Genomic DNA, 26,688 nt, shown 5'->3' with positions numbered 1-26,688 from the left:
GCGTGGCCGCGGCTCGCGGGTGGCGAATCCTATCGGTTCGACCGCGTAGAATGACTATGTTGAGCGCTGAAATGTGGAGAGGAACCATCCATGGCAGATCGAGTACTTCGAGGTAGCCGCCTCGGTGCGGTGAGCTACGAGACCGATCGCGATCACGACCTCGCGCCACGACGCATCGTCCAGTATCGCACCGACAACGGCGAGATCTTCGATGTGCCGTTCGCCGATGACGCCGAGGTCCCGTCGAAGTGGCCCTGCAAGAACGGCATGGAGGGCACGATCCTCGAGGGCGCCGAGCCCGAGGAGAAGAAGGTCAAGCCGCCCCGTACCCACTGGGACATGCTGCTCGAGCGGCGCTCCGAGGAGGAACTCGAGGTGCTGCTGAACGAGCGGCTCGAACTGCTCAAGCAGCGTCGTCGCGGCGTGACGAACTGATCGCGAACCACTGAGTTATCCAACAACGGCCGGGCGAGAGATGATCTCGCCCGGCCGTTTGTTGTCGGTTTGATCGACCCTGACCTCTTGCCTTTGACCAGCGCATCCGATAGACTTCGAACATCAGTTCGAATAGATCGAGAGGGGGCTCGATGACCGGCGACACCACTACCGGCGGCAACGTCGCGGAGATTGTCGGGCTCTACCGGGAGCTCGACGACCTGCTCGATCGGATCGCCGCCGCCGACTCCACCCCAGCCACCTCAGGCGAGGTGGTGGCGGTCGCCGAAGCCCATGAGCGTTCAGCGCGGCGGATGAGTTTCTTCGGGTTGCAGCGGCTGCTGGAGTGTTCGGACCGCAACGTGGTCGCCGAGGAAGGCTACCGATCGCTCGGCGATTTCATGGTGGACCGGTTGCGGATCACCGACCCCGGCCGGCGTCGTAAGCAGATGGCCGCGCTGCTGTCGTTGCACGCACTGTCGGGGGAGCTACTCGACCCCCTATGCCCGACCCTGGCCGAGGCCTACGCCGAGGGCGCGATCGGTGTCGACCACGCGGTCACGGTGATCACCGTGCTCGACAAACTCCCCACCACACTCGATGCCGAGCAACGGGCGGCGGCCGAAGAGTTGATGGCCGACTACGCGCGGGTGCACAGCCCGCAAGAGTTGACCACCCTCGGTGCCCGCTTGCTGGCTCACCTCGACCCCGACGGCGCGCTGACCGACGAGAAGGATCGGGCGCGGCGACGCAGCCTGCACCTGTCCAAGCAGGACGCACAGTTGATGAGCACCCTCGAAGGGCAACTCGATCCGGTCACCCGCGCCCTGTTGGATGTGGTGCTCGACGCGTGGGCGGCGCCCGGCATGAACAATCCGGCCGATGAGGCCTCGCCGCGGGGCAGCAAGGACGATGCCGATCCCGAGGCCCTGAAGCAGGCCGCCGAGCGGGACCTCCGCACGCCGGGTCAACGCAACCACGATGCCCTGCATGCCTTGTTGAAAGCGGTCGCCGACGGTGGGCTGCTGGGCAAGAGTCACCGCGGCCTGCCGCCGCATCTGATCATCACCATCTCCGAGACCGAATTGCGCGAGCGGGCCGGGGTGGGCACCACCGCGGGTGGGGCTCTGCTGCCGATCGCGGATGTGATCGAGCTGGCGGCCGAGGCGCAGGAGCATCTGGCGGTGTTTGCCGACCACACAGCCCAACCGTTGTATCTGGGGCGGGCCAACCGGTTCGCCAGCCAGGCCCAGCGGATGATGCTGCTCGCGCGTGACGGCGCGGTCTGCACCTGCCCGGGCTGCAGTCAGCCGTTCACCCGCACCGAGGCGCATCACGCCGAACAAGACTGGGTCGACGGCGGGCTCACCGACATCCAGGATCTGGCTGCCGCGTGCCCGACCCACAATCGGATGGTCGGCGACAAGCCGGGCCAGTGGTCGACTCACATCGTCACCGACGGACCTGATGCCGGCCGCCCGGCCTGGACCCGCAACACCAAACGCGGGAAAGGCAAGGGTCGTCCGCGGGTCCGGGTGGATCGCACCCGGGAGGTGGCCGAGGCGTTTGCCCGCCACCTGCGCCGGGGTGATCGGCCGCGGCCACCCGACAATCGTTGCGGCGCATCTCAACCCAAGACCCCGACCGGACCGCCCGGTCATCCCGAGGAACGCCGGCGAGTCGGCCGGCTGATCGCGTCGGGGTGGGCGGTGAACGTCGTCGAGCTGGGTTGACCCTTCGAGACGCTCGCTCGGCTAGCGCCTCGCGGGCTCCTCAGGGAGCGGGAGGAGACGCTCACGGTCCCTGATCGAGGGCTAGCAGCTCGCGGGCTCCTCAGGGAGCGGGGAGAAGCGGGTGTGTCGGGGTTTCCCGGCGTCAGCTCTTGCGGAAGCGCTGTAGTCGGCTCTCGAGGCCCCACCGCGCGACCATCAGGAATGCCTCGGTCATGACGCCGCCGCTCATCTTGGATTCGCCGATCTCCCGTTCGGTGAAGGTGATGGGTACCTCGCGGACGGTGAAGCCGGCCCGAACCGTTCGCCAGGCCAGGTCGATCTGGAAGCAGTATCCGGCCGAGTCGACGGTGTCGAGGTCGATCTTCTCCAGCACGGTGCGGCGATAGGCGCGGTAGCCGGCCGTGATGTCGTGCACCTTGGCGCCGAGGGCCACCCGGGCGTAGGTGTTGGCGCCCCGCGAGAGGAACTCGCGGTGTCTGGGCCAGTTCACCAGCTTGCCGCCGGGAACGTAACGGGATCCGATGGCCAGATCGGCGCCGTCGTTGATCGCCCCGAGCAGCCGGTCGAGCTGCTCGGGCGCATGGCTGCCGTCGGCGTCCATCTCGATGATCACGGCGTAGTCGCGGTCGAGGCCCCAGGCGAATCCGGCGAGGTACGCCTTGCCCAGCCCGTTCTTCTCGGTGCGGTGCAGCACATGGATGCGATGTGCGGTGTCGTCGGTGGCGAGCTGATCGGCGACGTCGCCGGTCCCGTCGGGGCTCGAGTCGTCGACGACGAGCACGTGGATGCCGGGCAGTGCGGCGTGCAGCCGCGTGACGATCGCCGGCAGGTTCTCCCGTTCGTTGAAGGTCGGGATGACGACCAGCGCCCGCTCGCCGTCGATGCCGACGACAGATGTCGAACTACCCAATGCCACCGAGCTCCTTTGTCTGATCCTCCTGCGCCGTGTGCTCGTGGCTGTCGAGCGGGGTACGGCGCCTCTGAGAGAACCTAGTATGTCGGGCCAGCGCGAACAAAAGCCCGATGATCGCGACGAGGCAGGCGACCGCTTGCGGCCAGGCTCCGAGACGTGTCGCGAGGGTGACGTCGTCGTGCAGCGGCAGACGGCTCGACAGTACCGCGGGGGTGAAGAATCCGCTCTGTTCGACGATCATGCCGTCGGGGTCGATGAGCGCGCTGACCCCGCTGGTCGCGGCGACCACGACGGCGCGGCCGTGCTCGACCGCCCGCACCTGCGACATCGCCAACTGCTGATAGGTCATCTCGGTGCGACCGAAGGTGGCGTTGTTGGTCGGCACGTAGAGGAGCTGCGCGCCCTGCTCGACGGCCTGGCGTGCCGACCGGTCGAAGGCGACCTCCCAGCAGGTGGAGACGCCGACGCGCACGGTGCCGGAGCGGCCGGGAACGGTCAGCACCGACGATCCGGTCCCGGGTTTGAAGTTGCCGGCGAGGTCGGCATATGACGAGAAGTGCCGGAAGAACCCGCGCCACGGCAGGTACTCGCCGAACGGCTGGACGATGTGCTTGTCGTAACGATCGACGGGGCCACGTTCGCCATCCCACACGAGCACGGTGTTGGTGGGCCGGCCGTCGTCGTTCATCACCAGCGTGCCGACCAGGATGGGCGCTCCCACCGACACCGAGGCGGCGGTGATCTCGTCGGCGGCGTCGAGGTTGGTGAGCGGGGAGATATCCGACGCGTTCTCCGGCCAGGCGACGAAGTCGGGTTGGGGTGCCGTGCCCGCACGGATGTCGTCGGCCAGTTGCATCGTGGTCCGGACGTGGTTGTCGAGGACGGCGCGTCGCTGCGAATTGAAGTCGAGACCGAGCCGGGGCACGTTGCCCTGGACGGCGGCGACTCGGGTCGTCGTGGCGGCGACGTTGCGGTCGACGGTGGCCGGGGTGACGGCGATCGCGACGATCGGGCCCACCAGGACGAGCACCACCCCGATGGCGGCGGCGCGGACGAATCCCGGTCGGTGATGCTCGCCGGTGCGCACCGCGCGCACGACGAGGAGCACCAGCCACGCGATCGACGAGCCGAGCAGCGCGACCGCCGCCGACAGCCCCGGCGCGCCCACCACCGACGCGAGCGGCAGGAGTGGCCCGTCTATCTGACTGAATGCCGCTCTCCCCCAAGGGAATCCACCGAACGGGAAGGATGAGCGCAACGCCTCGACCAGAACCCAGGACAAGGTGAACCAGATCGGCGGGATCGGAAGTCGCATGGTCAGGACCGCGATCACCCCGAAGAGCGCGAGGTAGGCCGCCAGGACGGCGGCCAGTGCGAGCCACGGCAGTGGGCCGACGTAGACACCGATCCACGGCAGCAGCGGGACGAAGAACCCGAGGCCGTACGCGAACCCGAGCCACGCGCTGGTGCGCGCCCGCGGCCGACCGACGGCGAGGACACCGAACAGCAGACCCAACGACACGACGGCGAGGAACCACAGGCTGCGCGGCGGGAAGGCCGCCCACATCGCCACGCCCGCGCCGGCGGCCGCGACCGTACGCACCAGCCAGTCGATGCGGCCCGGGGTGAGAGCGCTCACCCGCGTTCGCCGTCGAAGAGCACCTGTCCGCGATGAACCGTCCGGACGCACCGGGGCAGCGCGGCGCCGGGACTGACGTCGGGCAGCGCCGGCACCCGCGACCGGGGATCGGTCGACCAGCGCTGCACGCTCTCGTGGGACCCGGCGACGACGAGGTCGTCGACCTCCCAGATCGCGTAGCTGGCGGGTGCGCCCGGGGTTAGGGTGCCGGTGAGTCCGTCGTTGACGCCACCGGCGCGCCAGCCGCCGCGGGTGGCAGCGGAGAAGGCACCTCGGGCGGAGATCGCGTTGCGCGGCTGGTGGTGGTGGACGGCCGCGCGAACCGCGGCCCACGGGTCGATGTCGGTCACCGGTGCGTCCGACGAGAAGGACAGGATCACGCCCTCGCGGGCGAGTTCGGCGAAATTGTTCAGCCCGGCGGCTCGTGGGGCACCGAGCCGCTGCTCGTAGAGGTCGCCGGGACCGCCCCAGGCGGCGTCGAACATCGGCTGCATGCTCGCCACCACACCGCAGCGTGCGAGGACGGCCGCCTGCTGTGACGTCACCATCTCGGCGTGTTCCACCCGGTGGACGCAGCGAGCCAGCGCGGGGGTGCCGAACTCGGCGGCGAGCTGATCGAACACCGAGACGACGACGTCGGTGGCGGCGTCCCCGATGACGTGGAAGCCGGCTTGGATGCCGATCTCGGTGCAGGCTCGGACGTGCGTGAGGATCGTGTCGCGGTCGAGGTAGCTGATGCCGGTGTGGCCGGGGTTGCCCGGGAGGTCGCAGTACGGCTCGGTCAGCCACGCGGTGTGCGACCCGATGGCGCCGTCGACGAAGAGATCGCCGGCGAGTCCGTCGGCGTGGCTGATGGCAAGCAGTTCCCGGGCGTGGTCGACGCTCTCGACCGGCTGACCCCAGTAGCGACGGACCTCGACGGGATGGTCGAGGTCGGCCAGCGAAAGGAAGTCGTCGAGGCCACTGATGTCGGGGCCACCGTTCTCGTGGACGGCGACGACGCCGTGGGCGGCGGCATGATCGAGCGCGTGCCGTTGCGCGCGGGTGCGCTGGGTCGCGGTGACGAGTTGGCGGGCCGCGCCGCGCACGAGGTGGTGCGCCTCGGCGACGAGCGGCTCCTGGGCGCTGAAACCGGTGGTGTCCGCGAGATCGGGCACCAGGCGGCGCAGCGCGGTGGACGCGACCGCGGAATGCTCGTCGATGCGGGCGAGATAGACGGGCAGGTTCCCGACGACCGCGTCGACCTCGCTGGTCGTCGGAAAGCGTCGTTCGTCGGGGTCGACGTGGTGCTGCCAGGCCGAATCGTCCCACCCGAGTCCCCAGATCAGCTCGCCGGCCTCGATGGTGGTGGCGTGCGCGGCGATGCGCTGCACGCACTCCGACCGGCCGGTCGCGTCATTGAGGGTGAGCCCGCCCAGCGCCAGCCCGGTGGACGTCAGATGGACATGGGAGTCGACGAATCCGGGTGCGACGAACCGCCCGTTCAGGTCGCTGACCTGGGCGTCCGGGTGCAGCGCGCGACCGACGTCGTCACTGCCCACCCAGACGACGATGCCATCGGTGACGGCCATGGCGGTGGCGTCGGGTGCGGCCGGTGAATACACGACCCCGCCGACGAGCAGTTCGGTTGTCACGGTCGTCCAGTCTGCCCTGACGGTCGGGCAGTGATCTCAGTGACCCCGCGGCAGAGATCGGTTGGTGGGGTAACCACTCGTCGGATCCACGACGGTGCCATCGGTGTCGATGACCGTGCCGTCGATGACCGTGCCCCGCATGTACACGCCACGGGATGCGTAGACCCCGGCGCGGTTCATGCTCGCGGCGAAACTCTTGGCGCCGACCGCGGTCACGGCCGGCCGCAGCAGGCGGCGCACCGGCGGGATCAGCAGGACGAGCCCGACGACGGTCGACACGATTCCGGGGAGGACCAAGAGCAGGGTCGCCGCGGCGAGCAACGCGGTGTCGGTCAGCGGATCGCGCGGATCGACCTCGTTGCGGGAGGCGCGGCGCAGTTCGGCGAAGACCTTGCGGCCCTGCCACTGCAGCATCACGAAGCCCGCGAACACCGCGAAGATGGTGATGAGCACCGCCCACGCGAATCCGAGGAAATGGACCATCGCGGCGAACGCGCCGATCTCGATCGCGAGGTAGGCGATCACATAGAACAGCCGCATGTCGGCTCCGCCTTTCTGACCGGGGTATGTCCAGTCTCTGCTCATACAACGCACGAACGCCAGGTTTTGTCCCGGTTGGGTGGGTTTCGACTCGCTTCGCTCGCTCAACCAGCGGGAGGGGCGCGCGCCAGCCAGCGGGAGGGGCGCTCGCCCAGCCCGTGGGTGATCTACTCCCCTCGGCCTTCGATGTCTCCTTCGGTCTGGAGGTAGACCGCGCGCAGGTCGTCGAGCATGTCGGGTGGCGGGGCCTCCCAGAGTTGGCGTTCGGCGGCCTCGAGCAGACGTTCGGCGATGCCGTGCAGCGCCCACGGGTTGGACTGCTGCATGAATTGCTGGTTGTCGGCGTCGAGGACGTAGGTCTCGGTGAGCTTCTCGTACATCCAGTCGGCGACGACGTTCGTGGTGGCGTCGTAGCCGAAGAGGTAGTCGACGGTGGCGGCCATCTCGAAGGCGCCCTTGTACCCGTGCCGTTGCATGGCCGAGATCCACCGCGGATTGACGACGCGGGCGCGGAACACGCGGCTGGTCTCCTCGGACAGCGTGCGGGTGCGGACGGCGTCGGGCCGGGTGCTGTCGCCGATGTAGGCGTCCGGGTCCTTGCCGGTGAGTGCGCGGACGGTGGCGACCATGCCGCCGTGGTACTGGAAGTAGTCGTCCGAGTCGGCGATGTCGTGCTCGCGGGTGTCGGTGTTCTTGGCGGCGACGGCGATGCGCCGGTAGGCGGCGCGCATGTCGTCGACGGCCGGCACACCCGACAGGTCACGGCCGTAGGCGTAGCCGCCCCATTCGGTGTAGACCTGCGCGAGGTCGGCGTCGCTGCGCCACTCGCGCGAGTCGATCAGTTGCAGCAGACCCGCGCCGTAGGTACCCGGTTTGGATCCGAAGACACGGGTGGATGCGCGGCGTTCGTCGCCGTGCTCGGCGACGGCGGACCGGTAGTGGGCGGCGACGTAGTTCTGCTCGTCGGGTTCGTCCGCGTGCGCGGCGAGCGTGACGGCGTCGTCGAGCATGGTGACGACGTGCGGGAAGGCATCGCGGAAGAAGCCGGAGATGCGGACGGTGACGTCGATGCGGGGCCGACCGAGTTCGGCGAGGTCGATGAGTTCGAGGTCGACGACGCGGCGGGAGGCCTCGTCCCACACCGGCATGACGCCGAGCAGCGCGAGCACCTCGGCGATGTCGTCGCCGGAGGTGCGCATGGCGCTCGTCCCCCACACCGACAGGCCCACCGAGGCCGGGTGCAGACCGTGCTCGGCGAGGTATCGCTCGACGAGCGAATCCGCAAGGGCGCGACCGGTTTCCCACGCGAGCCGCGACGGCACCGCCTTGGGGTCGACCGAGTAGAAGTTGCGTCCGGTGGGCAGCACGTTGATCAGACCACGCAGCGGCGAGCCACTGGGTCCGGCCTCGATGAAGCCGCCGTCGAGAGCGTGCAGGATCTGGGAGATCTCGCGGTCGGTCTGCCGCAACCGCGGCACCACCTCGTGGGCGGCGAAGCGCAGCACGTCACCGACGGCGGCCGGATGGCCTTCTGCCGCATCGTCGATGGCCTGCGCGGTCCACTCCCCTTTCGCGCATGCCGCCACCAGGCCCCGGGCGGTGGTCTCCACGTCGTCGACCTGGTCGCGGGCCGCGGTGCCGTCCTCGGCGAGTCCGAGGGCCTCACGCAGACCGGGCAACGCCTGGGTACCGCCCCACAGTTGGCGGGCGCGGAGCATGGCGAGGACGAGGTCGACCTCGGCGTCGTCGGCCGGCGCCTGACCGAGCACGTGCAGACCGTCGCGGATCTGCACGTCCTTGATCTCGCACAGCCAGCCGTCGACGTGCAGCAGCATGTCGTCGAAGACCTCTTCGTCGGGCCGTTCGGACAGGCCCAGGTCGTGGTCCATCTTGGCGGCCGTCAGCAGCGTCCAGATCTGCTGGCGGATCGCCGGGAGCTTGGCCGGATCGAGGGTGGAGATGTTGGCGTGCTCGTCGAGCAGTTGCTCGAGACGGGCGATGTCGCCGTAGGATTCGGCGCGCGCCATCGGCGGGATCAGATGGTCGACGAGGACCGCGTGGGCGCGCCGTTTGGCCTGGGTGCCCTCGCCGGGATCGTTGACGAGGAACGGGTAGATGAGCGGGACGTCACCGAGCGCGGCGTCGGTGCCGCAGTCGGCGGACATGCCGAGTGTCTTGCCGGGCAGCCATTCCAGATTGCCGTGCTTCCCGATGTGGACGACCGCGTCGGCGCCGAAACCCGCTACGTCGGTGCCGGTTTCGCCGCGACCGGCCAGCCAGCGATAGGCGGCGAGGTAATGGTGCGACGGCGGGAGGTCGGGATCGTGATAGATGGCGACCGGGTTCTCGCCGAAGCCGCGGGGCGGCTGCACCATCAGCGCGATGTTGCCGAATCGCAGTGCGGCGACGACGATGTCGCAGTCGGGATTGGCGGAGCGGTCCACGAACAGGTCTCCCGGCGCAGGGCCCCAGTGTGTTTCGACGGCGGTGCGCAGATCCTCGGGCAGGGTGGCGAACCAGCGGCGGTAGTCGGCGGCCGCCACACGAATCGGGTTGGCCGCCAGGGTTTCTTCGGTCAGCCAGTCCGGGTCCTGTCCGCCCGCCTCGATGATGGCGTGGATGAGCGCGTCGGAATCCTGCTCGGCGACACCGGGAATCGCATCCGAACCGGACTCCGGGCCGACGTCGTAGCCGGCGGCACGCATGGCGTCGAGCAGATGCAGCAGACTGCGCGGTGTGTCGAGGCCAACGGCGTTGCCGATGCGTGCGTGTTTGGTCGGATAGGCCGACAGCATGAGCGCGATGCGCCGGTCCGCGGGGGCGATGTGCCGCAGTCGCGCGTGTGCGACCGCGATCCCCGCGACGCGGGCGCAGCGTTCGGGATCCGGCTGGTACCAGGGCAATCCGTTGTCGTCGAACTCCTTGAAGGAGAAGGGCACGGTGATGATGCGGCCGTCGAACTCGGGAACCGCGACCTGAGTGGCCACATCCAGCGGTGACAGCCCGTCGTCGGTGGCGGCCCAGTCCGCCCGGGAGTTGGTGAGGCACAACCCCTGCAGGATGGGGATGTCGAGGGCGGCGAGACGTTCGATGTTCCAGGCGTCGTCGTCGCCGCCGGCCGAGGCGGTGGCCGGGGTGGCGCCGCCGGCGGCGAGCACGGTCACGATGAGCGCGTCGGCGGTGCCCAGCAGTTCGATTAGGTCGTCGGGCGCGGTCCGCAGCGACGCGCAGAAGACCGGCAGAGCGCGGGCCCCGCGGTCCTCGATCGCACGGCAGAGGGCGTCGATGTAGCGGGTGTTGCCGGCGAGGTGCTGGGCGCGGTAGTAGAGGACGGCGATGGTGGGGGTGGTGGCGGGGGTGGCGGCGGTTCGCTCGAGGATTCCCCACGCCGGGGTCTGCTGGGGTCCGGCGAAGCCGAGTCCGGTGAGCAGCAGGGTGTCGGACAGGAAGTTGTGGAGGTTGACGAAGTTGTCGACGCCGCCGGCGGCGAGGTAGTTGTGTGCCTCGGCGACGACGCCGGCCGGGACGGTGGACCGGGCCATCAGGTCGGGATCGGGCTGTTGCTCGCCGGAGCACACGATCAGCGGTGTGCCGGTGGTGCCGGTGAGGTCGCGCAGCGCGGCGAGTCCGTCCTCCCACGCGCGCACGCCGCCGAGGATGCGCACCACGATGAGGTCGGCACCGGCGGCCAGCGTGGGCAGGTCGTCGAGCAGGATGCGCGAAGGGTTGGCGCCGGTGTAGTCGGCGCCGGAGGCGGACGCGGTGATCAGGTCGGTGTCGGAGGTGGAGAGCAGCAGGATCATCGTCGGTCTCCTCGCCGGGTCTCGCGCCCGGTTGTGTCGGTACGGCCAATCGTCACGCCGTGAACGCAGGTCTGACTCTCGCAGTGGCAGGCGCCCCGCTCGCTCCGCTCCCAGCGCCGGGGCGCGACCGCCCGGACTCTCACCGGGTTCCGCTGCTCTCGGCCCACCCACCCTATCGTCCGGGCGTCGTAGGCTGGCTTTGTGGACCAGCCCTCCCCGCACTCGTCTGCCGATCACTGCCCCGGCGTGTTCACGACGCACGCCGCGGCCGACGGTGCGGTCGCCCGGATTCGGTTGCCCGGCGGTCGCATCCGGCCCGGTCAGCTCGAAGCGCTGGCGCAGGCGGCCGACTCGGTCGGCGACGGCTTCCTCGAACTCACTGCGCGCGGCAATCTGCAGCTGCGCGGCATCACCGACGTCGAAGCCGTGGCGGCCGTCGTCATCGACGCCGGCCTGGCGCCCAGCTCGGCGCACGACATGGTGCGCAACATCGAGGTCAGCCCGTTGACCGGGCGGATCGGCGGGGTTGCCGACGTCTGGGGGCTCGCCGACCGGCTCGACGAATTGCTGCGCGCCGACGAGGCGATCACCGCACTGTCCGGGCGCTTTCTGTTCGGCATCGACGACGGTCGCGGCGACGTGCTGCGGCGCGAGCCCGACGTGTGCGCGGTGGCGCACGAGCCGGATGCCGACGGGCTGCGCGCGGACATCGTCCTGGACGGGGCACCGCTCGGCTCCGCACGTGGTGTCGACGCGATCGCTGCGGCACTGATCGGGGCGGCGAAGGCGTTCGTCGAGACCGCGACCGACGCGTGGCGCGTGAGGGATCTCGACGACGCCCGGCGCGGGGATCTGGACCTGCGGATACGTGCCGGTCTGGGGCAGGTCATCGGTGGCGCGGTGCCCGATCCGGCGGGACCGATCGTGGGCTGGTTCGACCAGGACGACGGCCAGGTGCTCCTCGGCGCCGTCGTCGAGCTCGGCCGGCTGCCGGCGCGACTGGCCGAGTTCGTCGCCGCGGTGGGTGCGCCGATCATCGTCACTCCCGACCGCGAGATCCTGCTCGGCGATCTCGGCGAAGACGTCGCCGAGACTGTGGTCCGGGTCCTGGCACCGATGGGGCTGATCTTCGACGCGAACTCGCCATGGGTGCGGGCAACCGCCTGTGTGGGCGCCCCCGGATGTGCGAAGGCACACGCACCCGTCCGCGACGATCTGGTGCGGCACGTCGCCGAAGGTGCCGCCGTCGGCGAGCGTGAGCACTGGGTGGGATGTGACCGGGGATGCGGCTCCCCCGCCGGGCCACACACGCGGGTCGTGGCCGATCCCGACGGCGGTTACCACGCCGAACGCCGATAGGCTCAGCGGATCATGACCGAATACCTGCGCGACGGCGCTGCCATCTACCGTCAGTCGTTCGCGACGATCCGGGCCGAGTCCGACCTCACCGCGTTCGACGCGGATGTGGCCACCGTCGTGGTGCGGATGATCCATGCGTGCGGTCAGACCGATCTCACCGACGATGTGGTCGCCACGCCCGGGGTGGTGGGTGCGGCCCGGACCGCTCTGGCCGGCGGGGCCCCGATCCTGTGCGACGCCTCGATGGTCGCCTCCGGTATCACCCGCCGCCGGCTGCCGGCGGACAACGAGGTGCTGTGTTATCTCGGTGAGCCGTCTCTACCGGACGTCGCCGAGCGTCTGGGCACCACGAGAACGGCTGCGGCACTGGAGTTCTGGCGTCCCCGCCTCGATGGCGCGGTCGTCGCGATCGGCAACGCGCCGACCGCGTTGTTCGCGCTGCTGGACATGATCGACGACGGCGGGCCCCGCCCGGCGGCGGTGGTGGGCGCGCCCGTCGGATTCGTGGGTGCGGCGGAATCGTGTGCGGCACTGGCCGATCGGGACGATCTGGAGTTCATCACGGTGCTCGGTCGCCGGGGCGGGTCGGCGATCACGGCGGCCGCGGTCAATGCGCTGGCGAGTCCGGTCGAGTGAGCGCCGAGCACGGAGAGGTGGGCATGGCGGGCAAGCTCTGGGGTGTCGGTCTGGGACCCGGCGACAGTGAACTGGTCACGGTGAAGGCGGCGCGGGTGATCTCGTCATCCCAGGTGATCGCGTATCACTGTGCCCGCCATGGCAACAGCATCGCGCGCGGGGTGGCCGAGCCGTATCTCGTGGACGGACAGCTCGAAGAGCGACTGATGTACCCGGTGACCACCGAGACCACCGATCACCCCGGCGGCTACCAGGGTGCGCTCGACGATTTCTACGCCGAGAGTGCACAGCGACTGGCCGAACACCTGCGCGCGGGCCGCGACGTCGCACTGCTGGCCGAAGGGGATCCGCTGTTCTTCAGCTCGTACATGCACATGCACAAGCGCCTGGCGGGTGAGTTCGACGCGGAGATCATCCCCGGCGTGACGTCGGTCAGCGCGTCGTCGGCGGCGGTGGGGATCCCGCTGGTCGAGGGCGACGAAACCCTCACGGTGGTGCCCGGCACCCTGCCGGCCACCGAACTGGTCACCCGGTTCCGCACCGCCGATGCCATCGCGGTGCTCAAACTCGGCCGGACGTTCACCCGGGTTCGCGACGCCCTCGTCGCGGCCGGGCGCGCGGACGAGGCGTTCTACGTCGAGCGGGCATCGACGTCGGCGCAACGGGTGCTGCCCGTGGCCGATGTGACACCGGACGAGGTGCCGTACTTCTCGATGATCGTGGTGCCGGGGCGCCGCAACAATCCGCGGTTCGCGTCCGCGGAGCGGTCCGCCGGAGAGGTCGTCGTGGTCGGGCTCGGTCCGGGCGCCGACGATCAGACCACGCCGGCGGTGTCGGCCGAACTCGCGCGGGCGACCGATCTCGTCGGCTACAAGACCTACCTCGCGCGGGTCACGCCACGGCCTGGGCAGCGGGTGCATGCCAGCGACAACCGCGTGGAGTCCGAGCGCGCCGAGTTCGCGCTCGATCTGGCGTCCCGGGGTGGACGGGTGGCGGTGGTGTCCTCGGGTGACCCGGGGGTGTTCGCGATGGCGTCCGCGGTGGCCGAGGTGGCCGCCGAACCGCGCTGGTGCGACGTCGCGGTCCGGGTGGTGCCCGGGGTGACCGCGGCGAGTGCGGTCGCGGCCGCGGTGGGAGCGCCCCTCGGCCACGACTTCGCGGTGATCTCACTGTCGGATCGGCTCAAGCCGTGGGAGGTGATCGCCGAGCGCATCCGACACGCGGTGGCCGCCGATCTGGTGGTGGCGATCTACAACCCCGGGTCGGCGAGCCGGTCATGGCAGGTGGGTGCGCTCAAAGAGCTTCTGCTGGAAACAGTTTCACCCGACCGAGTGGTGGTGGTGGGTCGTGACGTGGGTGGGCCCGATCAGCGGCTGACCACCACGACCCTCGGCGCACTGGACCCGGCGACGGTGGACATGCGGACGCTGCTCATCATCGGGTCGTCGTCGACGATGGCGGTGTCGCGGGCGGGTGGCGACCTGGTCTACACGCCGCGCCGGCATCAGGGCTGAACGAGCCGCCCGGCCCGGCCCGCCCACAGCATCGGGTCCTCGCGCGGCGTGGGGAGTTCGAGTCCGAGTTCGGCCAGGTGGGGCAGCACCCGGTCGATCATCGCGTTCAGGCCGGCGAGCCGGGCGGCGTCGAGCGCCGTGAAGATCAGCCGATCGGCCTCGTCGGCGTGACATGGCGCCGCGGCGCGCACGATGTCCATGCCCTCCTCGGTGAGGGTGACCGACACCGCGCGGCGATCACCGGTATCTCCAGAGCGCACGCGGCGCACCCACCCGCGCCGTTCCATCGCCGTCACCGCGTGTGACAACCGACTCTGCTCCGCGTGGGCCAGGACCGCCAACCGCCGCATGCCCAGCGTCCGCTCGGGGGCCTCCGACAGCCGGAACAGGACGATGTACTGGGAATGGGTCAGCCCGCTGTCCCGGCGAAGTTGGGTGTCGAGGGCGTCGTCGAGCAGCATCGAGATGGTGAGCAGTCCACGGAAGGCCCGCTCTTGGTCGGGAGTCAGCGCCACCGGGCCATGGTAACAACTACTTGAACTTTCATGTAGGGCGTTCTACGATCGACAGGAACATGAAGATTCATCCACATCAGTGGAAGCGAAGGACCCGCGATGGACAACCAGACCTCCCCCACCGTGATGCCGATGGCGTTCATCGGACACGGCAGCCCGATGAACGCGCTCGAGCGCAACGAGTACACCCGGGCGTGGGAGCGGTTCGGCCGATCGGTTCCCCGCCCTCGCGCGATCCTGATGATCAGCGCGCACTGGTACATCAACGCCACCGCGGTCACCGCGATGGCCACTCCGCGAACCATCCACGACTTCTACGGGTTTCCGCGCGAGCTGTTCGAATTCGACTATCCCGCACCGGGATTGCCGGAGCTGGCCGACGAGGTCGCCGAAACCGTCAAACCGACGTGGCTGGGCAGCGACCTCGACAGCTGGGGCATCGATCACGGTGCGTGGTCGGTGCTGGCGCACGCGTTCCCGGACGCCGACATCCCGGTGGTGCAGCTGAGCATCAACGGCGAGCGTGACCTCGGGTATCACTTCGATCTGGGCGCACGCCTCGCGCCGCTGCGCGAATCGGGGGTGCTCATCGTGGGCAGCGGCAACATCGTCCACAATCTCCGCGCCGTCGACTTCTCCCGGCCGGACTCCGGCTATGCATGGGCGCAGCGGTTCGACGATGCCGCGCGGACCGCGATGCTCGACAATCCCGCCGATTATGCCGCCCTAGCGGAGCACCCCGACTACGCGAAAGCCGTTCCGACACCGGATCATTTCCTGCCCTCGGTCTACCTCGCGGGGATGCTCGCGGCGGCGTCCGCCGATGCCCCGGAGGAACCCGGGGTTCTCGTCGACGGCTGCTCGTACGGTTCGCTGTCGATGACGTCGTACACCGTGGGCGACGTCGCCGCCTGACACACCGTCATCGCCGGCGTCGCACCCACTCGACGGCGTCGGCGACGGCGGTGACCGTGGTGCCGGTCTGCGGTTGCGCGGGCCGCTGCACCATCACGACGCCCACACCGAGTTCGGCGGCGACCACCAGTTTGGCGCGGGTGAGTTCGCCGCCGCTGTTCTTGGTGACGAGCAGGTCGATCTGATTGTCCTGCATGATCTTTCGCTCATCCTCGAGGCCGTAGGGGCCGCGCGAACGAAGCACCCGATGCTGCCGGGGCAGATCGGCGGTCGGCGGGTCGACGACCCGGATGAGGAACCACACGTCGTCGATGCCCGCGAAGACGCCGACATCCTGACGCCCGGTGGTGAGGAAGACCCGGCCGGCGTGCTCGGCGACCACGGCGGACGCGGCGGATGTCATGTCCGGCACGGTGATCCAGTGGTCATCGGGCCCGGGGGTCCAGGCCGGCCGGGCCAACCGCAGCAGGGGTATTCCCAGGTCTCGGGCGACCGTGGCGGCGGTGGCGGTGATGGTCGCCGCGAACGGGTGGGTGGCGTCGACGATGGCGGCCACGTCCTGCTCGATCACCCAGGCGCGCAGACCGTCCACACCCCCGAACCCGCCGATCCGCACCTCCCCCACCGGAAGTCGCGGCTGCGCGACGCGACCGGCGAGGGAACTGATGGCCCGGGGTCCGCCGTCGTGCAGTCGGGCGGCGAGGTCGCGGGCCTCCGCGGTGCCGCCGAGTATCAGGACGGGCGGTTCACCCATCGGTCTCGGATTCCTGGGAGTCGGTGCGCAGCTTGGTCATCCGGGCGTGTGAGTACAGGTAGCTGTCGGTGACGGCGGGATGCGATGCGGCGTCGAGGACCCGCCCGACGAAGATCACCGCCGTCTTGCGGATGCCGGCGCCGGCCAGCGCTGCCGGCAGCTCATGCAGCGGGCACCGGACGATCCGTTCGTTGGCCCGACTGGCGAATGCCACTGTCGCCGTTGGGCAGTCGGGGCCGTAGTGCGGTGTGAGTGCGTCGACGATCTCGTCGGCGCGATGGGCCGCGAGGTGCAGGGCCATCGTGACGCCGGTCGCCGCGAGCTCGGCGAGGCTCTCGCCGGTCGGCATGTCGGTGGACAAGGTGGATACCCGCGTGACGAGCAGGCTCTGGCCGACGCCCGGCACGGTAAGCTCGGTGTCCAGCGCGGCGGCGGCCGCCGCGAAGGCGGGCACGCCGGGGACGACCTCGACGTCGATGCCGCGTTCGGTGAGTTCGCGGCGCTGCTCGGCCATCGCCGAGTACAGGGACGGATCCCCCGAATGCAGCCGGGCCACATCGTGTCCGGCGGCGTCGGCGACGACGATGTGTTCGACGATCTCGGGTAAGGGCATGCGCGCGGTGTCGATCAGGACGGCGTCGTCGGGACAGCGGTCGAGCAGCTCGGGCGGCACCAGCGATCCGGCGTACAGGCACGTGCGGCAGCGGCCGAGGATCTCCGCGCCGCGCAGGGTGATCAGGTCTGCGGCACCGGGTCCGGCGCCGATGACGTAGACGGTCACGACTTGTCCACCACCCACTGGACGATCGGCAGCGACGGACGCCACGTGGTCATCGAGCCGAGTGGTTCGGCGGTCTCGATGGCGATCCGCCGCAGCGTTCCACCGCGGGCGCGGTGCCACCGCGCGAGGATCTCCTGCGTTTCCAGCGTGACCGCATTGGCGACGAGTCGGCCGCCGTCGAGCAATGCGGTCCACGCGGTCTGCAGCACCGGTTCGTCGAGGCCGCCGCCGATGAAGACGGCGTCGGGGTCGGGTGCCCCGGCGAGTTCGTCGGGCACCGCACCGCGCACGGTGAGGGAGTCGCACACGCCGTGGCGGTGGGCATTGGCGACGATGCGCGCAGCCCGCGCCGGATCCTTCTCGAAGGCGACACAGTGGCCGGCCGCGTCGACGCGAAGCCATTCGATCGCGACACTCCCCGATCCGGAACCGATGTCCCACAACAGTTGTCGTCCGCCCGGCCGCAAGGCGGTGACGGTCAGCGCACGGAAGGCCGATTTGGTGATCTGCCCGTCGTGGTCGTACTCGTCGTCGGCGAGGCCCGGCAGGATGCTCCGGTGCGGGCCGACGCACTCGATCGCGACGAGGTTGAGCGGGTCGTGGCGGACGGGTCGCCAGGACCGGGCGAGGCCGGTCACCTCCCGTTCACGTGGCCCGCCGAGCTGTTCGAGCACCGTCACCGACGACCAGCCGTAGCCGTGCCGATTGAGGACGTCGGTCGCCTCGGCCGCGGTCTCGGCGCTGCGACTGAGCACGATGATGCGACGGCCGTCGGTGAGTTCGGTCGCCAGCGAACAGATGTGCCCGGTGACCGCGCTGACCACCCGGGTCGAGGTCAGATCCCAGCCCAGGTGGGCACACGCCAGGCTGACGCTCGAACTCGCCGGGATCACCGTCACCCGTTGCGCCCCGAGTTCCCGGACGATGCTCGTGCCGATGCCGTGGAACATCGGATCGCCGCTGGCCAGGACGTGCACGGTCGGATGCTCCGACGACGAGAGGACCGACGCCAGATGCGTCGACATCGGCGAATGCCAACCGATCAGGGTCGCGTCGAGCGGTTCGAGCAGATCCAGCTGCCGACGCGACCCGTAGACCACCTCGGCCCCCCGCAGCTGCGATCTGGCCCGCTCCGAGAGGCCGCCCCAACCGTCTGCGCCGATCCCGATGACGACGAAACATGTTGCGGGGCTGTCCGGTTGCGCGCTCATCGGGGCAGCCGACGCCAGATCGCCCGGGGCAGCAGACGCATCGCGAAGAACATCGGCCGCAGGATGCCCGGGATCCACACCTCGTCCTTGCCGCGGCGATAGGCGCGGGCGACGTCGTCGGCGACGCGGTCGGCGTCGACCGAGAACGGCGCCGGCTTGGTGCCGGCGGCCATCAGGTCGGCGGTCATGGCGCCGATGACGAATCCGGGACGGGCGAGCAACAGGCGAACTCCGCTGCCGTGCAATGCATCCGCGAGTCCGCTGGCGAAGCCGTCGAGGCCGGCCTTGGTGGAGCCGTAGACATAGTTGGCGCGTCGGACCCGGACACCGGCCACCGAGGAGAACACGATGATGGTGCCGGACCCCTGTTTGCGGAGCGCGACGGCGAGCGGGGTGAGCACACTGATCTGTGCGTAGTAGTCGGTGTGGGCGATCTGCAGGGCGTGGGTGACGTCGGTTTCGGCGCGCGCGGCGTCGCCGAGGATGCCGAAGGCGATGATCGCGACGCCGATGGGGCCATGGTCGGCGATCAGCGAGTCGATGAGCGCGGGGTGGGTGTCGGTGTCGTCGGAGTCGAATGCGACGGTGTGCACCGCGTCGGCGCCGGCGCCACGCAGTTCGGCGGTCTCGGCGGCCAGGTCGTCGGGCCGGCGGGCGGCGAGGATCACCTCCCGGCCGGCGGCGAGACGGGTGGCGAGTCGCACGCCGATCTCGCTGCGTCCCCCGAACACCACGATGGCCCCGGTCGACGGGTCCTTGGGTTCGCCATGTGCCATGCCCAGCAGTATCGCACTGCCCGCTACCGTGGTGGGCATGAGCCGTACCGTCGCCGATCTCGGTCGTGCCGCAACCGATTTCCTGGCCGAACGCCATCTCGCCACGCTGGCGACCACGCGGGCCGACGGTACCCCGCATGTGGTGGCCGTCGGGTTCACCTTCGACGCCGAGGCGGGCGTGGCGCGGGTGATCACGTCGGACGGGAACCAGAAGGTGCGCAACGTCGAACGCGGCGGGTATGCGGCGGTGACGCACGTCGACGGACCCCGCTGGCTCACGCTGGAGGGTCCGGCGGTGATCCGTCGGGAGCCCGAGCGGGTGATCGACGCCGAGCGCCGATATGCCGGTCGCTACCGTGAGCCGCGGCCCAATCCGCGTCGAGTGGTGATCGAGATCGAGATCGCGCGGGTGCTCGGGTCGGCCACCCTCCTGAGGTGACCGCCGGGCGCCGACGCGTTACAGCACGACGAGGTCGTGGGGGCGGGTGTTCATCGACTCGCAGCCGTCGTCGGTGACCACGACGATGTCCTCGATGCGGGCACCCCACCGGCCGTCGAAGTAGACGCCCGGTTCGATGCTGAAAGCCATGCCGGGCCGCAGCGGGATCGAATTGCCGCTGACGATGTAAGGCTCCTCGTGAACCGAGAGTCCGATCCCGTGACCGGTGCGGTGGATGAACCGGTCGGCCAGGCCGTGCTCGCGCAACAGATCTCGCGCCACCGCGTCCACACTCTCGGCGGAGACACCGGGACGCACCGCGTCGACGGCGGCCCGCTGGGCGGACTGCAGCGCCGCGTATCCGTCCGCGACGTCGGCGGGCGGTGCGGCGAAACAGTAGGTGCGGGTGGAATCAGAGTTGTAGCCGGGATCGACCGGACCGCCGATGTCGATGACGACGATGTCGTCGGGTTCGATGAGACGGTCGGAGAACTCGTGGTGCGGGTCGGCGCCGTGCGGGCCGGAACCGACGATGATGAACTCCGCGCCCGTGTGGCCTTCCTCGACGATCGCGGTGCGGATGTCGTCGGCCACCTCCCGCTCGGTGCGGCCCGGACGCAGGAACTCGCCCATCCGTGCGTGCACCCGGTCGATCGCCGCACCGGCCTGCCGCAGCACGTCGATTTCGCTGTCGTCCTTGATCATTCGCAGTTCTCGCAGCACCGCGGTGGCCAGGGCGGGAGTGGCGCCGGTCTGTTCGGCGATCGGCACGACATGCAGCGCGGGCATGGTGTCGCAGACCGCGAGCCGCGCGGGCGCGGGCAGGCCGGACAGAGCCAGTGCGTAGGGGTTCGCGCCATCCACCCAGGCGGACACCTCGACACCCAGGTCGTCGATCGCGGAGTCTCGCACGGAGGCGAGTTCGAGGCGGGCGACGACGAGTCGCGGGGCGGCGTCGGCCGGGATGACCAGCGCGGTGAGACGTTCGAAGGTGTCGGCGCGCGACCCGGTGAGGTACCGCAGATCCGGTCCGGTCGACACGATCAGCGCATCGAGGCCGGCGTCGGCGGTCAGGGTGCGTGCCTTGTCGAGGCGGTCACGGTAGACGTCGGAGGAGAACCGGTAGGCCATGTGTCGCAGCCTACGCGGGCGGGATGACAGAGTTGTGCCATGGCACCTTCGCTGATGCTCCTCGACGGGGCGAGTCTGTGGTTCCGTTCCTTCTACGCGCTGCCGGAGAAGATGACCGCCCCGGACGGCCGGCCGGTGAACGCGGTCCGCGGGTTCATCGACACGATCGCTGCGCTGGTGACCCGTGAACAACCCACCCGGCTCGTCGTGTGCCTCGATCTGGACTGGCGGCCGGCGTTCCGCACCGACCTCATCCCGTCCTACAAGGCGCACCGGGTGGCCGAGGAGGCCCCGCACACCGGCGATGCCGGGGACGACGTGGACATCGAGGAGGTGCCCGACACGCTGACCCCGCAGGTCGACATGATCCTCGACGTGCTGCGTTGCGCCGGTATCGCCACGTCCGGTGCCGTGGGCTGCGAGGCCGACGACGTCATCGGGACGCTGGCGTTCGGCGAGGTCACCGACCCGGTGGTGGTGGTCAGCGGGGACCGGGACCTCTTGCAGGTGGTCGCCGACGATCCGGTTGCGGTCCGGGTGCTCTACGTGGGCCGCGGATTGTCGAAGGCCGAGATGATGGGCCCGGTCGAGGTGGCCGAGAAGTACGCAGTGCCGGTGGAGCGGGCGGGGATGGCGTATGCGGAGATGGCGATGTTGCGCGGTGACCCGTCGGACGGGTTGCCGGGCGTCCCCGGGATCGGCGAGAAGACCGCCGCGAAGCTGATCAGCGAGTTCGGCAGCCTCGATGCGCTCGAGGCCGCGGCCGCCGAGGACGGGTCGTCGGTGGCGACGCGCAGTCGCAAGTCGCTGCTGGCGTCGGCCGATTACCTCGACGCCGCGCGCACCGTGGTGCTGGTGCGCACCGACGCCGACACGATCGACAGCGCCGACGACGATCGGCTGCCCGCCCAACCGGTCGACCCTTCGGGACTCGCCGATCTCGTCGAGGAACTCGGGATCGGCGGGTCGGTGACGCGGCTGGCGAAGGCGCTGCGCTGGTCGTAGGACGCGGCGGCCCGGCCCGGACGGGTCGGCCAGGCGCCCGGTCAGCTCGGCGCCCGGTCAGCTCGCGGTCGGTCGTGACACCTCGTAGGTGCCGTCGTCGTCGAGGATCGTCACGGTGACCGACTGCTGCTGACCGGAGATGGTCGCCGTGCAGGTGAAGGTCGCGCCCTTCTTCACCCGTTGTCCCGACGGGCAGCTGACGTTGGTGACGTCGGTCGCCTGGTAGTCCTCGGTGAGCACCTTCTTCACGCCGTCCTGTACCGCGTCCTGCGACAGGTTCTTGGGCGCCCATCCCGGTGCGACGAAGGCGGTGATCAGCACGATCGCCGCGATCAGCACCGCGAGTCCGCCGCCGGCGTAGAGCAGGGTCCGGGTGCGGTTGTTGCCCGACGACGGTGCCATCGACGAGAACTGGTCGCCGCCGCCGTACTGACCGTAGGGCGGCTGTGCCCCGAATTGTTGGGTGCCGTAAGGCTGTTGACCGGTCGGCGGGGCGCCGTACTGGGTGGGTTGGCCGGTGGGTTGGCCGGTGGGTTGGCCGGTGGGTTGGCCGTAGCCCGGGACCGACTGCCCGTACTCCTGGGGTCCCTGAGTCCCCTGCGGGCCCGGGGCCGGCGATGTCTGCGGAGGCTGCCCGTAACCCTGCGGAGCCTGCCCATAGCCCTGGGGAGGCTGTCCATACGCCGGGGCACGCTGCGGGCCGTAACCCGGCGATCCGTAACCCTGCTGGCTGTATCCCTGCTGGCCGTATCCCTGCGGGCCGGAGCCGGCGGGCGGACCGTAACCCTGTGGCGGCTCGCCGTACCCCTGAGGAGGTTGGCCGTATCCCGGCGGGTTCTGCGGACCGCCGGATGGGGGCTGGGACCCGTATCCGGACGCCGGCGCGGAGACCGTCGGCGGTGCGGGCGGTGTCGTTCCGCCCGGCCGGACCACCTGGGTCGGGTCGTCGGACGACTCGGGGTGACGGACGACGCGCGTGGTGTCCCCGGATGTGTCGGGCTCGGATGATGCGGCGTCCGGTGCGCCGGGCTGCGGCACACCGGCCGGTTGCGACGGATCGTACGGCTCGCTCATGAGTCCCTCCCGATTCCCCGATGACGGCCACCGGCGCGAGCAAAGGTTACCTCACGGTCAGCCCAGCTCGACGGCGACGACACCGCGTCGAATCGCCGCAACCGCGGCACGCGCGGTGTCGGCGAGACGGCTGTCGCTGCCGACACCGAGCCGGATCTGTTCCAGCAGATCGACCACCTGGCGGTTCCAGCGCACGAAATCGCCCGGCGACAGCAGTTGTCCTCGCTCCCCCGCCGCGGCCAGCGACTCGGTCAGCGACCGGCCCGACGCCCACAGGGAGACCGCCACGGAGAATCCGGTGTCCGGTTCGCGGGTCGGCGAGACGCGGTGCCGGGCTTCCACCGCGGTGAGATCGCGCCAGATGCCGATCGTGTCGGACACCGCCCCGCGCAGGGCGGCGTGGCCGGGCATCGCGTCGGCGCCGGAGAAACTCTCCCGCCGGGCCTCGAAGACCATCGCCGCGACGACCGCGGCGAGCTCGTGTGGGGCGAGGCCGTCCCAGGTGCCCGCCCGGATGCACTCCGCGACGAGCAGGTCGCTCTCGCTGTAGATCCGGCTGAGCAGGTGACCCGCCTCGGTGACCGTCGCCTGCCGGCCCGACGCGGTGTCGGTGACGTCGAGATAGCCCATGTCGTCGAGCACCCCGACGATCTGGTCGAACATGACGCCCAGTGTCGACGTGCGTTCCCCGATGACCCGTTCCGCGGAGACGATCTCCCGGACGACCCGATTGCGCCGCTCGGAGAGCCGGAACAACTCGTCGTCACCGCCGAGGCGGTGTGCCGGGTGGGCGCGCAGGGCCGATCGCATCCGATTCAGTTCTTTGTCGTCGGCGGCCTCGGCCCGCTTCTTCGACCGTCCCTTCGGCAGCTCGATGCCGGTGGACCGCAGCGCCGATGCGAGATCGCGGCGTCCGCGGCCGGTGCGCCGATCGAGGTGCTTAGGCAACCGCATGTGCCCGAGCACCTCGGGCGGATTGACGAAGTCGCGCACCGCCACCCGACCGCACCAGGCGTCCTCCGACAGCACCAGCGGTTTCGGGTCGGCGGCCTGGGTCGCGGGCTCGAGCACCACCGCGAGCCCGCGGTGCCGGCCGCCGTGCAGCCCGATCACGTTCCCGCGTTTCAGGGCGGCGAGGTCGTCGACGGTCGACTGGGTGGTGGTCCACCGTCGCTGCGCCTTGAGATCGCGTTCTCGTCGCCGGATGTCCTCGCGTAGCTGCACGTAACCGAGGAATCCGGCGTACGGATCGGCAGTGTCGGCATCGACGTCGTCGTCGAGGTGGTCGATGACGAGGCCCGCGTCGAGGCCCCGGTTCTCGGCGGCCCCGGCGAGTTCGACGTCGAGTTTGCGCAGGCGGCGGCGTGCCTCGTCGACCTTGCGGGCTTGCCCGACCACCGACCGGTCGGCCTGGAACTGCGCGAACGACCGGTTCAGCAGTTCACGCGACCCGGCGAGGCCGAGCCGTCCGATCAGGTTGACCGCCATGTTGTACTCGGGCGCGAACGAGCTGCGCAGCGGGAAGGTGCGCGCGCCGGCCAGCCCGGCGACCGCGTCGGGGTTGACCTCGGGCGTCCAGACGACGACGGCGTGGCCCTCGATGTCGATGCCCCGACGACCCGCCCGGCCGGTCAGCTGGGTGTATTCACCGGCGGTGAGTTCGACGTGCGCCTCGCCGTTGTACTTGATGAGTCGTTCCAGGACGACGGTGCGGGCCGGCATGTTGATGCCGAGCGCCAGGGTTTCGGTGGCGAAGACCACCTTCACCAGGCCCTGGGTGAAGAGTTCCTCGACGGCGTGCCGGAAGGTCGGCAGCAGCCCGGCGTGGTGGGCGGCGAATCCGCGCCGCAGCCCGGCCCGCCACTCCGGCACCCCGAGGACCTCTTCGTCGGCCGGCGAGAGGTCTTCGAGATGGCGTTCGACCACCGCGTCCACGCGCTCGGCGTCCTCGGGGGTGAGCAGGGTCAGCCCCGACCGTAGGCACTGCGCGAGCGCACCGTCGCATCCGGCGCGGGAGAAGATGAAGCCGATCGCCGGGAGCAGTCCCTCGCGGTCGAGGCGCCCGACGAGTTCGGGACGCGACGGCGGGCGGGGCGCCCCGGTCCGGCGGCGGCCGCCACCGGGGGCCGATCGTCCACGGCGCCGGGGATCGCGCCCGCGGTCGTCGCGGTCGTCGGCCATCAGCATCCGGTGCCGGATGTAGCGCTTGAGCTCCTGGTTGACCTCGGGCCGCGCGCGACCGGACCGGTCGTGTGACGGTTCGAAGAGGTCGAACATGCGCGACCCGACCAGCATGTGCTGGGTGAGCGGCACCGGCCGGTGTTCGTCGACGATGACGGTGGTGTCTCCGCGCACGGTCTGGATCCAGTCGCCGAACTCCTCGGCGTTGCTGACGGTCGCCGACAGGCTGACCACCCGCACCGACGGTTCGAGGTGCAGGATGACCTCCTCCCACACCGCGCCGCGGAAGCGGTCGGCGAGGAAGTGCACCTCGTCCATCACCACGTGCGAAAGACCTTTCAGCGCAGGCGATTCCGCATAGATCATGTTGCGGACCACCTCGGTGGTCATCACCACGACCGGTGCGCCGGAGTTGATCGAGTTGTCCCCGGTGAGCAGTCCCACGTTGTCGGCACCGTGAATCGCGGCGAGGTCGGCGTACTTCTGGTTCGACAACGCCTTGATCGGCGTCGTGTAGAAGCATTTCGTGCCGCCGGCCAGCGCCAGGTGTACGGCGAACTCACCGACGATCGTCTTGCCCGCGCCGGTCGGGGCGCACACCAACACCCCGTGCCCGCCCTCGAGGGCGACGCACGCCTGCCGCTGAAAGTCGTCGAGGCGAAACGCGAGCCGGTCGGTGAAGGCGTCGAGGTGGCTCACAGGATGTCGTCGAAGCTGTCGCGGTCACGGACCGAGGTCCGCACCGGCCCGGAGGTGGTGACCGGGCTGGTCGGCGGGATCGACGCGGCACCGGGTGTCGCCGCGCTCCCCGACAGCGGACTCGCCTCGTCATCGGGCAGCGACATCCAGTCGGGTTGCGTACGTGCGCGACGCTTGTCGGTGATCCGCGCGAACTGGATCGCGAACTCAAGGAGCACCGACAGTGCGAGGGCCAGCGCCGACATGGTGAACGGATCGGAGCCGGGAGTGACGATGGCGGCGAACACGAACATGGTGAAGATGAGCCCCCGGCGCCACTTCCTCAACCGCTCGTAGCTCAGCACACCGATCAGGTTGAGCGCGATGATCAGCAGGGGCATCTCAAAGCTGACGCCGAAGATCACCAGCAGATGCAGCATGAAATTGAAGTACTGGTCACCCGCGAGCGCGGTGACCTGGACGTCACTGCCGACGGTGAGCAGGAAGTGGAAGGCCTTGGCGACGACGAGATAGGCGAGCACCGCGCCGGTGACGAACAGGACGCTCGCCGCGGACACGAACCCGATCGCGTACCGACGTTCGTTGGCCAGCAGGCCGGGGGTGATGAACTGCCAGATCTGATACAGCCAGATCGGACATGCCAGCACGACCCCGGCGGTCAGCGCCACCTTCAGACGCAGCATGAACTGGTCGAACGGTCCGGTCGCCAGCAGCCGGCACGCGTCGTCCGGGGTCAGCGACGCCCGGGTCTCCGGCGGTAGCGAACAGTACGGACCCTTGAGCATGTCGCCGAGCGACTCGAGGCCGAAGAAGCCGTGCGAATACCACATGAAACCGATGATGGTGGTCACCAGGACGGCGATCAGCGAGATCACCACGCGGGTCCGCAACTCGTACAGATGCTCGACCAACGACATGGTGCCGTCGGGATTGAGTTTGCGTTTACGGGTTCTCGGGTCGAAGGGAATGCGCACTCAGCTGCCCGACCTCAGGGACGACAA

22 protein-coding genes are annotated in these 26,688 nt (G+C 69.9%); 8 read left to right on the top strand and 14 right to left on the bottom strand.

The window, feature by feature from the left end:
- Positions 1-90: 90 nt before the first annotated feature.
- Complete coding sequence (locus tag ACWDTI_RS11800; protein ID WP_449738254.1) at positions 91-435, top strand: RNA polymerase-binding protein RbpA; 345 nt, start codon at positions 91-93, stop codon at positions 433-435.
- A gap of 152 nt (positions 436-587) precedes the next feature.
- A complete protein-coding gene (locus ACWDTI_RS11795) occupies positions 588-2,168 on the top strand; it encodes a DUF222 domain-containing protein (RefSeq protein WP_449738253.1) in 1,581 nt (526 codons plus the stop codon).
- Positions 2,169-2,310: 142 nt separating this feature from the next.
- On the opposite strand, the gene ACWDTI_RS11790 is transcribed toward ACWDTI_RS11795, so the two are convergent.
- From ACWDTI_RS11790 to cobN, 5 genes are all read right to left on the bottom strand, one after another.
- Entirely contained in the window at positions 2,311-3,084 is a 774-nt protein-coding gene (locus ACWDTI_RS11790; RefSeq protein WP_449738252.1) for a polyprenol monophosphomannose synthase, read from the bottom strand.
- A complete protein-coding gene (gene lnt / locus ACWDTI_RS11785) occupies positions 3,071-4,648 on the bottom strand; it encodes an apolipoprotein N-acyltransferase (protein ID WP_449738316.1) in 1,578 nt (525 codons plus the stop codon). Before lnt ends, ACWDTI_RS11790 begins: the two co-directional genes overlap by 14 nt.
- Before the next feature lie 68 nt (positions 4,649-4,716).
- On the bottom strand, positions 4,717-6,354 hold the full coding sequence (locus ACWDTI_RS11780; RefSeq protein WP_449738251.1) for an amidohydrolase: 1,638 nt from the start codon (positions 6,352-6,354) through the stop codon (positions 4,717-4,719).
- A gap of 36 nt (positions 6,355-6,390) precedes the next feature.
- Entirely contained in the window at positions 6,391-6,894 is a 504-nt protein-coding gene (locus tag ACWDTI_RS11775; protein WP_449738250.1) for an FxsA family protein, read from the bottom strand.
- 167 nt (positions 6,895-7,061) lie between these two features.
- The gene (gene cobN, locus ACWDTI_RS11770; RefSeq protein ID WP_449738249.1) at positions 7,062-10,697 is read right to left on the bottom strand and encodes a cobaltochelatase subunit CobN; all 3,636 of its coding nucleotides are present in this window, start codon (positions 10,695-10,697) and stop codon (positions 7,062-7,064) included.
- Positions 10,698-10,898: 201 nt separating this feature from the next.
- Between cobN and cobG the strand changes: the two genes are divergently transcribed.
- From cobG to ACWDTI_RS11755, 3 genes are read left to right on the top strand one after another with little or no spacing between them, the layout of a single operon-like run.
- A complete protein-coding gene (gene cobG / locus ACWDTI_RS11765; RefSeq protein WP_449738248.1) occupies positions 10,899-12,056 on the top strand; it encodes a precorrin-3B synthase in 1,158 nt (385 codons plus the stop codon).
- A gap of 12 nt (positions 12,057-12,068) precedes the next feature.
- Positions 12,069-12,692, top strand: a complete 624-nt coding sequence (locus tag ACWDTI_RS11760; protein ID WP_449738247.1) for a precorrin-8X methylmutase — start codon at positions 12,069-12,071, stop codon at positions 12,690-12,692.
- A 23-nt stretch (positions 12,693-12,715) separates the two neighbouring features.
- The gene (locus ACWDTI_RS11755; protein ID WP_449738246.1) at positions 12,716-14,206 is read left to right on the top strand and encodes a precorrin-2 C(20)-methyltransferase; all 1,491 of its coding nucleotides are present in this window, start codon (positions 12,716-12,718) and stop codon (positions 14,204-14,206) included.
- Here the strand turns inward: ACWDTI_RS11755 and ACWDTI_RS11750 are convergent.
- Positions 14,197-14,721, bottom strand: coding sequence for a MarR family winged helix-turn-helix transcriptional regulator (locus tag ACWDTI_RS11750; protein WP_449738245.1), 525 nt, complete (start codon positions 14,719-14,721; stop codon positions 14,197-14,199). The genes ACWDTI_RS11755 and ACWDTI_RS11750 overlap by 10 nt on opposite strands.
- 126 nt (positions 14,722-14,847) lie before the next feature.
- On the opposite strand from ACWDTI_RS11750, the gene ygiD reads away from it, so the two are divergent.
- The gene (gene ygiD / locus ACWDTI_RS11745) at positions 14,848-15,636 is read left to right on the top strand and encodes a 4,5-DOPA-extradiol-dioxygenase (RefSeq protein WP_449738315.1); all 789 of its coding nucleotides are present in this window, start codon (positions 14,848-14,850) and stop codon (positions 15,634-15,636) included.
- A 7-nt stretch (positions 15,637-15,643) separates the two neighbouring features.
- Here the strand turns inward: ygiD and ACWDTI_RS11740 are convergent, their stop codons facing one another.
- Genes ACWDTI_RS11740 through ACWDTI_RS11725 form a run of 4 tightly spaced genes read right to left on the bottom strand, consistent with a single transcriptional unit; the run spans position 15,644 to position 19,158 of the window.
- The gene (locus ACWDTI_RS11740; RefSeq protein ID WP_449738244.1) at positions 15,644-16,390 is read right to left on the bottom strand and encodes a cobalt-precorrin-6A reductase; all 747 of its coding nucleotides are present in this window, start codon (positions 16,388-16,390) and stop codon (positions 15,644-15,646) included.
- On the bottom strand, positions 16,383-17,171 hold the full coding sequence (locus ACWDTI_RS11735) for a cobalt-precorrin-4/precorrin-4 C(11)-methyltransferase (protein ID WP_449738243.1): 789 nt from the start codon (positions 17,169-17,171) through the stop codon (positions 16,383-16,385). Before ACWDTI_RS11735 ends, ACWDTI_RS11740 begins: the two co-directional genes overlap by 8 nt.
- Positions 17,168-18,382, bottom strand: coding sequence for a precorrin-6y C5,15-methyltransferase (decarboxylating) subunit CbiE (gene cbiE / locus ACWDTI_RS11730; protein WP_449738242.1), 1,215 nt, complete (start codon positions 18,380-18,382; stop codon positions 17,168-17,170). The genes ACWDTI_RS11735 and cbiE overlap by 4 nt, the downstream gene beginning before the upstream one ends.
- Positions 18,379-19,158 (bottom strand): SDR family NAD(P)-dependent oxidoreductase, encoded by a 780-nt coding sequence (locus ACWDTI_RS11725; RefSeq protein ID WP_449738314.1) that lies wholly within the window; start codon positions 19,156-19,158, stop codon positions 18,379-18,381. Before ACWDTI_RS11725 ends, cbiE begins: the two co-directional genes overlap by 4 nt.
- A gap of 37 nt (positions 19,159-19,195) precedes the next feature.
- Here ACWDTI_RS11725 and ACWDTI_RS11720 point away from each other — a divergent pair, with 37 nt between their 5' ends.
- On the top strand, positions 19,196-19,597 hold the full coding sequence (locus ACWDTI_RS11720; protein WP_449738241.1) for a pyridoxamine 5'-phosphate oxidase family protein: 402 nt from the start codon (positions 19,196-19,198) through the stop codon (positions 19,595-19,597).
- An 18-nt stretch (positions 19,598-19,615) separates the two neighbouring features.
- Here the strand turns inward: ACWDTI_RS11720 and ACWDTI_RS11715 are convergent, their stop codons facing one another.
- Entirely contained in the window at positions 19,616-20,728 is a 1,113-nt protein-coding gene (locus tag ACWDTI_RS11715; protein WP_449738240.1) for a M24 family metallopeptidase, read from the bottom strand.
- 54 nt (positions 20,729-20,782) lie between these two features.
- Here ACWDTI_RS11715 and ACWDTI_RS11710 point away from each other — a divergent pair, with 54 nt between their 5' ends.
- A complete protein-coding gene (locus ACWDTI_RS11710; RefSeq protein ID WP_449738313.1) occupies positions 20,783-21,733 on the top strand; it encodes a 5'-3' exonuclease in 951 nt (316 codons plus the stop codon).
- A 57-nt stretch (positions 21,734-21,790) separates the two neighbouring features.
- Here ACWDTI_RS11710 and ACWDTI_RS11705 read toward each other — a convergent pair whose 3' ends face one another.
- The 3 genes from ACWDTI_RS11705 to tatC are packed head-to-tail and all read right to left on the bottom strand — an operon-like array spanning position 21,791 to position 26,661.
- Positions 21,791-22,807 (bottom strand): DUF4333 domain-containing protein, encoded by a 1,017-nt coding sequence (locus ACWDTI_RS11705; protein WP_449738239.1) that lies wholly within the window; start codon positions 22,805-22,807, stop codon positions 21,791-21,793.
- A 57-nt stretch (positions 22,808-22,864) separates the two neighbouring features.
- A complete protein-coding gene (locus tag ACWDTI_RS11700; protein ID WP_449738238.1) occupies positions 22,865-25,687 on the bottom strand; it encodes a DEAD/DEAH box helicase in 2,823 nt (940 codons plus the stop codon).
- The gene (tatC, locus tag ACWDTI_RS11695; RefSeq protein WP_449738237.1) at positions 25,684-26,661 is read right to left on the bottom strand and encodes a twin-arginine translocase subunit TatC; all 978 of its coding nucleotides are present in this window, start codon (positions 26,659-26,661) and stop codon (positions 25,684-25,686) included. The genes ACWDTI_RS11700 and tatC overlap by 4 nt, the downstream gene beginning before the upstream one ends.
- Positions 26,662-26,688: the final 27 nt, after the last annotated feature.

The organism is Gordonia sp. NPDC003424 (genome assembly GCF_053588655.1).
Note: the sequence above shows the minus strand (reverse complement) of the source record. Positions and strands in the feature narration are given on the sequence as shown.